Annotated in this window: 13 protein-coding genes; 12 read left to right on the forward strand and 1 reads right to left on the reverse strand. The window is 68.7% G+C overall.

From position 1 onward, the window contains the following. Positions 1-145: 145 nt before the first annotated feature. Together tnpB and GEV28_RS39400 are read left to right on the forward strand one after the other, a co-directional pair. Entirely contained in the window at positions 146-1,060 is a 915-nt protein-coding gene (gene tnpB, locus GEV28_RS39395; protein WP_291418986.1) for an IS607 family element RNA-guided endonuclease TnpB, read from the forward strand. 34 nt (positions 1,061-1,094) lie between these two features. Further along, positions 1,095-1,745 carry an L-threonylcarbamoyladenylate synthase gene (locus GEV28_RS39400; protein ID WP_291418989.1) on the forward strand — a complete coding sequence of 217 codons (651 nt, stop codon included), beginning with the start codon at positions 1,095-1,097 and terminating at the stop codon, positions 1,743-1,745. Positions 1,746-1,753: 8 nt separating this feature from the next. Here GEV28_RS39400 and ppk2 read toward each other — a convergent pair whose 3' ends face one another. Next, a complete protein-coding gene (gene ppk2 / locus GEV28_RS39405; RefSeq protein WP_291418991.1) occupies positions 1,754-2,536 on the reverse strand; it encodes a polyphosphate kinase 2 in 783 nt (260 codons plus the stop codon). A gap of 70 nt (positions 2,537-2,606) precedes the next feature. Between ppk2 and glyA the strand changes: the two genes are divergently transcribed. The 10 genes from glyA to atpD all read left to right on the forward strand — a co-directional run. After that, a complete protein-coding gene (gene glyA, locus GEV28_RS39410; protein ID WP_291418993.1) occupies positions 2,607-3,887 on the forward strand; it encodes a serine hydroxymethyltransferase in 1,281 nt (426 codons plus the stop codon). A 4-nt stretch (positions 3,888-3,891) separates the two neighbouring features. Next, complete coding sequence (locus tag GEV28_RS39415) at positions 3,892-5,049, forward strand: glycosyltransferase family 4 protein (protein ID WP_291418995.1); 1,158 nt, start codon at positions 3,892-3,894, stop codon at positions 5,047-5,049. Further along, positions 5,046-5,528 carry a hypothetical protein gene (locus GEV28_RS39420; RefSeq protein WP_291418997.1) on the forward strand — a complete coding sequence of 161 codons (483 nt, stop codon included), beginning with the start codon at positions 5,046-5,048 and terminating at the stop codon, positions 5,526-5,528. Before GEV28_RS39415 ends, GEV28_RS39420 begins: the two co-directional genes overlap by 4 nt. A 179-nt stretch (positions 5,529-5,707) precedes the next feature. After that, positions 5,708-6,490, forward strand: a complete 783-nt coding sequence (atpB, locus tag GEV28_RS39425) for a F0F1 ATP synthase subunit A (protein WP_291418999.1) — start codon at positions 5,708-5,710, stop codon at positions 6,488-6,490. 71 nt (positions 6,491-6,561) lie between these two features. Then, complete coding sequence (locus tag GEV28_RS39430) at positions 6,562-6,804, forward strand: ATP F0F1 synthase subunit C (RefSeq protein WP_291419001.1); 243 nt, start codon at positions 6,562-6,564, stop codon at positions 6,802-6,804. Positions 6,805-6,843: 39 nt separating this feature from the next. After that, positions 6,844-7,389 carry a F0F1 ATP synthase subunit B gene (locus GEV28_RS39435; protein WP_291419003.1) on the forward strand — a complete coding sequence of 182 codons (546 nt, stop codon included), beginning with the start codon at positions 6,844-6,846 and terminating at the stop codon, positions 7,387-7,389. A gap of 9 nt (positions 7,390-7,398) precedes the next feature. Then, entirely contained in the window at positions 7,399-8,250 is an 852-nt protein-coding gene (locus tag GEV28_RS39440; RefSeq protein ID WP_291419005.1) for a F0F1 ATP synthase subunit delta, read from the forward strand. A 50-nt stretch (positions 8,251-8,300) separates the two neighbouring features. Beyond that, a complete protein-coding gene (atpA, locus tag GEV28_RS39445; RefSeq protein WP_291419007.1) occupies positions 8,301-9,941 on the forward strand; it encodes a F0F1 ATP synthase subunit alpha in 1,641 nt (546 codons plus the stop codon). A 12-nt stretch (positions 9,942-9,953) separates the two neighbouring features. Continuing rightward, positions 9,954-10,907: a F0F1 ATP synthase subunit gamma gene (locus tag GEV28_RS39450; protein ID WP_291419009.1), complete on the forward strand. Its 954-nt coding sequence runs from the start codon at positions 9,954-9,956 to the stop codon at positions 10,905-10,907. After that, positions 10,907-11,838 (forward strand): F0F1 ATP synthase subunit beta (gene atpD / locus GEV28_RS39455; protein ID WP_291419012.1); only part of this gene is annotated, 932 nt, incomplete at its 3' end. The genes GEV28_RS39450 and atpD, both read left to right, overlap by 1 nt.

An 11,838-nucleotide genomic window follows, 5' to 3' on the forward strand; every position in this document is an offset into this window, starting at 1 on the left:
AGCCAGACCCGACGTTGCCGCTCAGTCAGATGCGGCTTGACCGCGTCATAGCGGCGTTCGAGAGAATCCATGACCAGGCTCATAGCACAGACCATAAACACCCCGAGGCCAAAACCCAAGTTATTTTACTACGAGCCCTAAGCATGTGACCTTGCCCAGGGTCGGCACGATCAAGACGCACGAGTCGACCCGCAAACTGGCCCGCCGCCTGGAGACCGGGACCGCTCGAATCCTGTCCGCGGCGGTGCGCCGCGACGCCGGCCGCTGGTACTGCGCGTTCACCGTCGAAGTCGCCCGCCACGTGAGTGCTCCGGCACGGCCTGACGCGACCGTCGGGGTGGACCTGGGTATCAAGGCTCTGGCCGTGCTGTCCACCGGTGAGCCGGTGCCCAACCCAGGACACCTGAACAGAGCCCTGAAAGCACTGCGAACCGCTTCCCGCACGTTGTCGCGGCGAGTCGGCCCTGACCGGCGCACCGGGCAACGACCCTCGGCCCGCTGGGAAACCGCCCGGCGAGAAGTCACCCGTATCCACACTCGGGTCGCGAATCTGCGCAAAGACGCGATCCACAAACTCACCACCGACGTGGCCACCACCTACGGCACCGTCGTCGTGGAAGACCTCAACGTCTCGGGCATGCTCAGGAACCACAAGCTGGCCCGGCACATCGCCGACGCCTCCTTCGGCGAGATCAGACGCCAGCTCGACTACAAGACCGGGTGGAACGGCGGGCAACTCGCCGTCGCCGACCGGTGGTTCCCTTCGAGTAAGACGTGTTCTGGCTGCGGCACAGTGAAACCCAAACTGAGCCTGGCAAACCGGATCTTCACCTGCGACGCCTGCGGCGTGATCATCGACCGGGACCTCAACGCCGCGCTCAACCTCAAGCAGTACGTCGACCTGGAGTGGCCGGGCGACACGAAAACAGGGCGTGGAGCCGACCAGAAGACCAAGCCCAGCTTGGCAGGTGGCTGTGAAACGCCAACCCCGCACCATCTCGGTGGGCAAGACGGGGACCGCCGACTGGTAACGGTCGGCTGTGAGCAGTGGACTCAATAGAGTCCCCTCACTCGCAACGGCTAGGGTTCCGCTCGTGAGTGTCGTCTATGACTGCGCGCGGGAACCCGACCGGGCGGACGGGTTGGCGGCCGCCGCGAGCGCGGTGCGGGCCGGGCGGCTGGTGGTGGTCCCGACCGACACCGTGTACGGCATCGGCGCGGACGCGTTCTCCTCGTCGGCGGTGCGGTCGCTGCTGGCGGCCAAGAACCGCGGCCCGGACATGCCGGTCGGCGTGCTGGTCGGCTCCTGGTCGACGATCGACGGGCTCGTGCTGTCGGTGCCCCGGCAGGCCCGGCAGCTGATCGAGGCCTTCTGGCCGGGCGACCTGTCGATCGTGCTGCCGCACGCGCCGTCGCTGGCGTGGGACCTCGGGCGCAGCAGCGGCACGGTGATGCTGCGGATGCCGCTGCACCCGGTGGCGATCGAGCTCCTGCGCGAGGTCGGCCCGATGGCCGTGTCGAGCGCCAACCGCTCCGGCCACGCGCCGGTCGCCACCGCGGACGAGGCACGCGACCAGCTCGGCGAGTCGGTCGCGGTCTACCTCGACGGCGGCCCGTCGGGCGAGCCGGTCCCGTCCACGATCGTCGACCTGACCGGCGACGACCCGGTGGTGCTGCGCGAGGGCGCGGTGACCATCGCGGAGATCGCCGAGGTCGTCGGCACCGAGGTCCGCGCCGCCGGCTGACGGGCTGGTCAGAAGCGTGCCGGGACCCAGCGCATCGAGTCGATGGGCGGGCGCTCGTAGCCCGGGTCGGCCTTGCCCCGCGGGGGCAGTTTCAGGTCGGGTGGGTCCACGTCCTCGAAGGGGACCCGCGTCAGCAGGTGCGAGATGCAGTTCAGCCGCGCCCGCTTCTTGCTGTCCGCGTCCACCGACCACCACGGCGAGTGCTCGACGTCGGTGTGCGCGAACATCACGTCCTTCGCCTTCGAGTAGTCGAACCAGCGGCGCCGCGCCTCCAGGTCCATCGGCGAGATCTTCCACCGCTTGGTCCGGTCGGCCAGCCGCTCCTGGAACCGCCTCTCCTGCTCGTCGTCGGACACCGAGAACCAGTACTTCACCAGGATGATCCCGGACCGGGTCAGCAGCCGCTCGAACTCCGGCGCCGCGCGCAGGAAGTCCTCGTACTCCGGCTCGGCGCAGAAGCCCATCACGTGCTCGACCCCGGCGCGGTTGTACCAGGAGCGGTCGAACAGCACGATCTCCCCGGCCGCCGGCAGCTGCGCGACGTAGCGCTGGAAGTACCACTGCGACTTCTCCCGCTCGGTCGGCGTGCCCAGCGCGGCGATCCGGCAGACGCGCGGGTTGAGCGGCTCGCTGATCCGCTTGATCACCCCGCCCTTGCCGGCCGCGTCGCGGCCCTCGAACAGCACCACCACCCGCATCCCGCGGGCCTTCACCCAGTCCTGCAGCTTCACCAGCTCGAGGTGGAGCTTGGCCAGCTCGGCCTCGTACTCGGCCTTCCTCAGCTTGGTCACCACCGAACGGTAACCCCGAACGGGCGCGGTAGCCTGGCGCCACAACAGTGCCGAGGAGAGAAGAACAGGCTTGGACACGCCGTTCTGGGGCCCTGACTTCGACGCCCTGGCCAGCACGGATCCCGAGATCGCCGACGTCGTGCTCGGTGAGCTGGAACGCCTCCGTGGTGGCCTGCAGCTGATCGCGAGCGAGAACCTCACGAGCCCGGCCGTGCTCGCCGCCTTGGGGTCGACACTGTCCAACAAGTACGCCGAGGGCTACCCGAACCGGCGCTACTACGGCGGTTGCGCGCAGGTCGACGTCGCCGAGGAGATCGGCATCGCCAGGGCCGAGAAGCTGTTCGGCGCCGACCACGCGAACCTGCAGCCGCACTCCGGGGCGAGCGCCAACCTCGCCGCGTACGCCGCGTTCTGCGAGCCCGGCGACGTCGTCCTCGCGATGGACCTCAAGCAGGGCGGCCACCTCACCCATGGCTCCAAGGTCAACTTCTCCGGCAGCTGGTTCCAGCCCGTGTCCTACGGCGTGCGCGCGGACACCGAGCTGATCGACTACGACCAGGTGCGCGACCTCGCGCTCACCCACGAGCCACGGATGATCATCGCCGGGGCCACGGCGTACCCGCGGCTCATCGACTTCGCGGCGTTCCGCTCGATCGCCGACGAGGTGGGCGCCGTCCTCATGGTCGACGCCGCGCACTTCATCGGACTCGTCGCGGGCAAGGCGATCCCGTCGCCGGTGCCGTTCGCCGACGTGGTCACGTTCACCACGCACAAGGTGCTGCGCGGCCCCCGCGGCGGCATGATCCTGTGCCGCGGGGAGCACGCGAAGGCCGTCGACAAGGCGGTGTTCCCGTTCGGCCAGGGCGGCCCGCTCATGCATGCCGTGGCGGCCAAGGCGGTCGCGCTCCGCGAAGCGTCCACTTCGGACTACCAGGGCTACGCCGCCCAGGTCGTCGCGAACGCCGCGGCGCTCGCGAAAGGACTCGAGGCGGACGGCATGCGCGCGGTGTCCGGCGGCACCGACACCCACCTCGCGCTGCTCGACGTGCGCCCGCTCGGGGTCACCGGCGTCGAGGCCGAACGCCGTTGCGACGCGGCGCGGATCACGCTGAACAAGAACGCCATCCCGTTCGACCCGGCCCCGCCGGCCACCGCGTCGGGCATCCGGATCGGCTCGCCGAGCGTCACCACCCAGGGCATGACCGAGCCGGACATGGCCGAGGTGGCCCGGCTCATCGGCCGTGCGGTCCGGGCCCCGGCGGGCACCGAGGCGGGCGACGCCGAGCTCGCCGGCGTGGCCGGCGCGGTCAACCGCATCGCCACCGCCCACCCCGCGTACCCGCGGAGCTGACCCTGTGCCCCTAGCCCAGGACCTGGCCCAGGACTTCCAGCCCGCCGGGCTCCCCATCAGGGAGTACCTGCTGGTGGCGCTGACGACCGCGGTCCTCACGTTCCTCTTCACCGGCCTGGTGCGGCGGCTCGCGATCCGCTGGGGCGCGGTCGCCCACCCGCGCCAGCGCGACGTGCACACCGTGCCGATCCCGCGGCTCGGCGGGCTCGCGATGTACATGGGGGTCTGCGGCGGCATGCTGCTTGCCCACCAGCTGCCGGTGCTGCGCCGCGCGTTCGAGTACACCCTCGACCCGCTGGCCGTGCTGATCGGCGGCGGGCTGATCGTGCTGATCGGCATGCTCGACGACCGCTACGAGCTGGACTCGATCACCAAGCTCGCCGGCCAGACCACCTGCGCCGGCATCCTGGTCCTGTTCGGCCTGCAGTGGGTGATCCTCTGGGTGCCGTGGGGCGCCGAGGACGGGCTCGGCTCGCGCCTCGTGCTCGACCAGAACCAAGGTGCGCTGATCACCGTGCTGCTGGTGGTCACCATGGTCAACGCGATGAACTTCGTGGACGGCCTGGACGGGCTCGCCGCGGGCATCGGCCTGATCTCCGCCACGGCGACGTGCGCGTTCTCCCTCAACCTGCTCAAGCAGACCGGCGGCGACGTCAACAACTACGCGCCCGCGCTCATCGCGGCCACGCTGGCCGGCGCGTGCCTGGGCTTCCTGCCGCACAACTTCCAACCGGCCAAGATCTTCATGGGCGACTCGGGCTCGATGCTGCTCGGGCTGATGATGGCCGCGGCGACCACGTCGGCGTCCGGCCGGGTGCCCGACCTGAACCAGACGCAGACGATCGCGCTGCTCTCGCCGCTGCTGGTGGTGGCCGCCGTGCTGTTCGTGCCGCTGCTCGACCTGCTGATGGCGATCATCCGCCGCACCCGCAAGGGGTTGAGCCCGTTCCACGCCGACAAGATGCACCTGCACCACCGGCTGCTGGAGATCGGCCACTCGCAGCGCCGCGCGGTCCTGCTCATCTACCTGTGGGCCGCGGTGCTCGCGTTCGGCGCGGTCGCGCTCACCCTGTTCGACACGTTCGCCGTGGTGTGGGGGATGGGCATCGGGCTCCTGGTTGCACTGGTCATCTCGGCGGTGCCTAGACTTCGGGCACGATGAATGACAAACAGGACGCCGAACTCCTCGGCCTGACCGGGGTCGACCTACCGCGCACCCACGGCGCGTCCGTGCGCAAGCTTGCCGACGCGATGCTGCGTACGGCGCTCTGGCCGGGCGTGGCCACCGTGGTGGTGGGCGTCGCGCTGTCCGCCGTGTTCGCCGGGGCCGGTGGCGCGGTTGGGGCGCTCATCGGCGGCGTAATCGCGTTCGCGTCGTCGCTCGCCACCGTGTGGCTGATGCGCAAGACCTCGGCGCAGAGCCCGCAGGTCGTGATGGCGGCCGGGATCGGCGGCTTGCTGGGCAAGATGATCCTGCTGCTGATCGTCATGATCGTGCTCGACGACGCGAGCTGGCTGCATCGCATGTCGCTGGCCCTCACCATGCTCGCGACGGTGCTCGTGTGGGCGGCCATGGAGGCCATCGCGTTCCACCGCACCAAGATCCCCACCTTGATCATCGACCCGGACGACGGTAAGTAGTACGCGCGTCCGGGTAGCCCGGAAGCGGCTGATAAAGTGCGCAGGTGGCCCCTGGGCACCCCTCCTGAGCAGGGGTGCCGCCGTCAGGTGCCCGGGGTAGCTGAGGTACGTTAAGTCCTGATCGTGACGATTCCTCCGGCGGCACGCCTGTCGGCCGGAAGAACCGGAAGGAGCCCTCGTTGGGTCTGCAAGCACTGGCGCAGGGTGCTGAGTTCGATGCGCCGGGGGTACGAGACTTCTTCCTTCCGCCGATCGTCGGTGGTGTCACCAAGCCGATGGTGCAGATCGTTCTCGCGGCTGTCATCGTCATCGCCTTCTACCTGATCGCTACCCGTAACCTCCAGCTCGTTCCCGGCAGGTTCCAGTTCGCCGCCGAGTCGCTGTACAACTTTGGCCGAGACACCATCGCGCGGGACCAGATCGGGTCGGCCGAGTTTCGGCCGTTCGTGCCGCTGATCGTGGCGCTGTTCTCGTTCATCCTGGTGAACAATCTGTTCGGGATCGTCCCGGTGATATACTTTCCGACGTTGTCCCATATTGGCTTTCCCTTGGCCATGTCGCTTCTGGTTGTCTACCCGGTTTACCACTTCGTCGGTATACGTAAGTACGGTCTCGGCAAATACCTGAAGCAGCAGCTCTTCCCGCCGGGTGCACCGATACCGGTGTACTTTATCTTGGCGCCGGTCGAGTTTCTCGTGAAATTCGTGCTGAACCCGTTCACGCTGGCCGTCCGTGTTTTTGTGGCGATGTTCGCCGGCCACCTGCTCCTCCTCGTCTTCATCCTCGGTGGTCAGTTCCTGCTGCTGGAAGCCGAAGGCGCGCTCAAGGCGATGTCGTTGTTCTCGTGGGTCTTCGCCATCCTGATAACGTTCCTGGAAGCGCTGGTCATGGTGATTCAGGCCTACGTCTTCGCCGTCCTCACCGCCAGCTATATCGGCACGGCCTTGGCCGAGGAGCATTAGCCACACCATCCGACAACAGATAAGCCTGGCGATCCGCATTCACTGCGGACCGACTGAAAGGGATATGGCAAGTGAGCAACGCAATGGTTCTCGCACAAGGTGTCCAAGACCTTGCCCCGAGCATTGCCACGATCGGCTTCGGCACCAGTGCCATCGGCGCCGGAGTCGGCGCCGGCCTGATCTTCGCCGCGGTCATCAACGGCACGGCCCGTCAGCCTGAGGCGCAGGGCAAGCTGCAGGGCCTCGCCTGGATCTACTACGTCCTGGTCGAACTGCTGATGCTGATCGGTCTGCTCTTGTACTTCATCAGCTAGGCACGCGGTCGTGATGGAGTCAAGACGTTGGGAGTCGAGATGACGGCAATCCTGCTGGCCGCCGAAGAGGAGCCGAGCCCGATCCTGCCGCATACGTCCGAGATCATCCTTGGGCTGATCGCATTCGGTCTGGTGCTGTGGGTGCTCTGGAAGTACGCCGTGCCGCGGTTCGAGCAGGCGTACAAGGAGCGCACCGAAAAGATCGAGGGTGGCATCCAGAAGGCCGAACAGGCGCAGGCCGAGGCCGAGCAGGCCCTCCACAAGTACACTGCTCAGCTGGCCGAGGCCAGGGCCGACGCGGCACGTATCCGGGACGACGCCCGGATTGAGGCCGAACAGATCAAGGAAGAGCTCCGCGCCCAGGCCCAGGAGGAGGCCAACCGCATCGTGGCTCAGGGGCGTGCTCAGCTCGAGGCGCAACGCGCCCAGATCGTGGCCGAACTGAGGGCCGACCTCGGCCGGCACGCGGTGGAGCTGGCGAGCCGGGTGGTCGGTGAGTCCCTCGAGGACGAGGCGCGCCAGCGCGGCACGGTCGACCGGTTCCTCGACGAGCTCGACGCAGTCTCGGCTCCGGCCCGGAACTAGGACCCGCTGATGACATACCACGCTGCAAGCCGCGAGGCCCTCGCCGCGACCGAGCTGAAGCTCCTCGACGCTCTGAGCGGCACGGGCAAGCCCGCGCGGGGGCGGACCAAGGCCGCCGCCACCTCGGTGGAGCTCGGCGAAGAGCTGTTCGCCGTCGTCCGGCTGCTCGACCGGGAGCCAGGCCTGCGCCGCGCGCTCGGCGACTCGTCGGCGGAGCCGCAGGCTCGGGAAGGGCTGCTGACCGGCCTGCTGTCCGGCAAGGTGAGCGCGCTGGCCCTCGACGTGCTGCGCACGGCGGTCACCGCGCGCTGGTCCACCCCGCGTGAGCTGGTCGACGGGCTCGACGAGCTGGGCAGGACCGCGTTGCTGGTGCACGCGGAGCGTGCGGGCCGGCTGGACACCGTCGAGGACGAGCTGTTCCGGTTCGGCCGCATCGTGGCCGGGGACGCCGAGCTGGAACAGGCGCTGGGCGACCGGAACGCGCCAAGCCCGGCCAAGCTCGAGTTCGTCGGCGAGCTGCTCGGCGCCAAGGCCGACCCGATCACCGTGCGGCTGGTCGAGCAGCTGGTCATCGTGCCGAGGGGGCGGACGGTGGTGGCCGGTCTCGGCGAGCTGACCGCGGAGGCGGCCAAGCGCCGCGAGCGGTCGGTGGCCTACGTGGTCTCCGCGGGTCCGCTGTCCGCGCAGCAGCAGGAGCGGCTCGCCGCGACGCTGGACCGGATCTACGCGCGCCCGATCGCGCTGCACGTCGAGGTCGATCCCGACATCCTGGGCGGCTTGGTGATCAAGGTCGGGGACGAGGTCATCGACGGCAGCGCCATCGGCCGGATCGACGAGCTGCGCCGGCGCCTGGCCGGTTGAGCGACACGGACTGAGACGTTGAAGTACAAGACGGTAGGAGCGGGAACGACATGGCGGAGCTGACGATCTCGTCGGACGAGATTCGCAGTGCGATCGACGACTACGTGTCCAGTTACTCGCCCGACGTCAGCCGGGAGGAGGTCGGCCTCGTCGTCGACACCGGTGACGGCGTGGCGCACGTCGAGGGCCTGCCCTCGACCATGGCCAACGAGCTGCTGGAGTTCCCCGGCGGCATCCTTGGTGTCGCGCAGAACCTGGAGCCGCGCCGGATCGGCGTCGTCATCCTGGGCAACTACGAGAGCATCGAGGAGGGTCAGGAGGTCAAGCGGACCGGCCGGATCCTCTCGGTGTCGGTCGGCGACGCCTTCCTCGGCCGGGTGATCGACCCGCTGGGCAAGCCGCTGGACGGCCTCGGCGAGATCGCCGCGGACGGGAGCCGCGCGCTGGAGCTGCAGGCGGCGTCCGTGGTGCAGCGCCAGCCGGTGAGCGAGCCGCTGCAGACGGGCATCACCGCGATCGACGCGATGACCCCGATCGGCCGCGGCCAGCGCCAGCTGATCATCGGCGACCGCAAGACCGGCAAGACCGCGGTCTGCGTCGACACGATCCTCAACCAGCGGGCGAACTGGGAGACCGGCGACCCGAAGCAACAGGTGCGCTGCATCTACGTCGCGGTCGGCCAGAAGGGCTCCACGATCGCCTCGGTGCGCCGGGCGCTCGAGGAGAACGGGGCGCTGGCCTACACCACGATCGTCGCCGCCCCGGCGTCGGACTCAGCCGGCTTCAAGTGGCTGGCCCCCTACACCGGCTCGGCGCTCGGCCAGCACTGGATGTACCAGGGCAAGCACGTCCTGATCGTGTTCGACGACCTGACCAAGCAGGCCGAGGCCTACCGCGCGCTGTCGCTGCTGCTGCGCCGCCCGCCGGGCCGCGAGGCGTTCCCCGGCGACGTCTTCTACTTGCACTCCCGCCTGCTGGAGCGCTGCGCGAAGCTGTCCGACGATCTGGGCGCCGGCTCGATGACCGGTCTGCCGGTCATCGAGACCAAGGCCAACGACATCTCCGCGTACATCCCGACGAATGTCATCTCGATCACCGACGGGCAGTGTTTCTTCCAGTCCGACCTGTTCAACTCGGGTCAGCGCCCGGCGGTCGACGTGACCACCTCGGTCTCCCGGGTCGGTGGCAGCGCGCAGATCAGGGCCATGCGGAAGGTCTCCGGCTCGCTGCGCATCGACCTGTCGCAGTACGAGGAGCTCAAGTCGTTCGCGGCGTTCGCCTCCGACCTCGACCCGACCTCGCGTGCCCAGCTGGACCGCGGTGCCCGGCTCTACGAGGTGCTCAAGCAGCCGCAGTACTCGCCGGTGCCGGTCGAGCAGCAGGTGCTCACCGTGTTCCTCGGCACCACCGGCGCGTTCGATCTGGTGCCCATCGAGGACGTGGCCCGCTACAACCGCGAGCTGCTGGAGAACCTGCGGCACAAGCACGAGGGCATCCTCGCCGAGATCCGGGACACCGGGAAGTGGAGCGACGAGCTCGCCGGCCGGGTGACCGACGCGGCCGAGGAGTTCAAGAAGGGCTTCACCACCTCCGAGGGCAAGCCGCTGGTGGAGGTCGAGGCCGAGGCCATGGACGCCGGCGAGGTCGGGCAGGAGACCGTCAAGGTCAACCGCCCGGCTCCCAAGAGCTGACCGGACAACCCGATGGCGGGACAACTTCGCGAGCTCCGGTCAAAGATCCGGGCGACAAAGTCGATCGGCAAGATCACCAAGGCGATGGAGCTCATCGCCACCTCGCGCATCAGCAAGGCGCAGGCTCGGGTGGACGCGGCGCGGCCGTACGCGGCGGAGATCACCAGGGTGCTCTCGGCGCTGGCCAGCGCCGCGTCCACGCTCGACGACCCGCTGCTGACCGAGCGGGAGAACCCGAAGCGGGTCGGCGTGCTGGTCGTGACCAGCGACAAGGGCCTGTGCGGCGGCTATAACAGCAACGTGCTGCGGGCCGCGGAGGAGCTGCTGTCGCTGCTCCGCGGGCAGGGCAAGACGCCGGTGCTGTACGTGATCGGCAGCAAGGGCGTCGGTTACTACCGGTTCCGTGGCCGCGAGGTCACCGACAGCTGGACAGGGTTCACCCAGGTGCCGCGCTACGAGAACGCGGCCGCCGCGGGGGAGACCCTGATGCGCGCGTTCCGGTCCGGCGCGGACGATGACGGTGACGGACCGGGCGCGGACGGCATCCTCGGGATCGACGAGCTGCACATCGTCTACACCGAGTTCCGTTCGATGCTCTCCCAGGTCCCGGTGGCCAGGCGGATGGCGCCGCTGGAGGTCGAGTACACCGAGGCGGAGGAGAAGCCGCGCCAGGACAGTGACGTGATCGCGCCGTCCTACTCCTTCGAGCCCGACGCCGAGATCCTGCTGGCGGCGCTGCTGCCGAAGTACATCAACACCAGGATCTACGCGGCACTGCTGGAGTCGGCGGCCTCGCAGCTCGCCGCGCAGCGCAACGCCATGAAGGCCGCCTCGGACAACGCCAGCGATCTGGTGCAGACCTACACCCGCCTGGCGAACCAGGCCCGGCAGGCCCAGATCACCCAGGAGATCAGCGAAATCGTCGGTGGAGTGGACGCACTCGCCGCCGTAGGAAGTGAAGACTGATGACGACAACGGAGAACGCGGCCAAGGGCCGCATCGTGTCGGTGACCGGGCCCGTGGTCGACGTCGAGTTCCCGCGTGGCGCGGTGCCCGAGCTGTTCAACGCGCTCAAGGTGGAGATCGAGTTCGAGGAGCTGCGCAAGACGGTGACCCTCGAGGTCGCTCAGCACCTCGGCGACAACCTGGTCCGCACGATCTCTCTGCAGCCGCAGGACGGTCTGGTCCGGGGCTCCGCGGTCACCGACACCGGCGCGGCGATCTCGGTGCCGGTGGGGGAGAGGGTCAAGGGCCACGTCTACAACGCGCTGGGCGAGTGCCTGGACGAGCCCGGCTACGGCGACGACTTGGAGCGGTGGGCGATCCACCGCAAGCCGCCGGCGTTCGACCAGCTCGAGGGCCGCACCCAGATGCTGGAGACCGGCCTCAAGGTCATCGACCTGCTCACCCCCTATGTGCTGGGCGGCAAGATCGGCCTGTTCGGCGGTGCCGGCGTCGGCAAGACGGTGCTCATCAAGGAGATGATCACCCGAGTTGCCAAGAACTTCGGTGGCACATCGGTGTTCGCCGGGGTCGGCGAGCGCACCCGCGAGGGCAACGACCTGTTCCTGGAGATGACCGAGGACGGCGTCATCAACGACACCGCACTCGTGTTCGGTCAGATGGACGAGCCGCCCGGCACCCGCATGCGGGTCGCGCTGTCCGCGCTGACGATGGCGGAGTACTTCCGCGACGTGCAGAACCAGGACGTGCTGCTGTTCATCGACAACATCTTCCGGTTCACGCAGGCCGGTTCCGAGGTCTCCACGCTGCTCGGCCGCATGCCGTCCGCGGTGGGCTACCAGCCGACCCTGGCCGACGAGATGGGTGAGCTGCAGGAGCGGATCACGTCGACCAAGGGTCGGTCGATCACCTCGATGCAGGCGATCTACGTGCC

This window comes from Actinophytocola sp., assembly GCF_009379765.1.
Classification (GTDB): Bacteria; Actinomycetota; Actinomycetes; order Mycobacteriales; family Pseudonocardiaceae; genus Actinophytocola.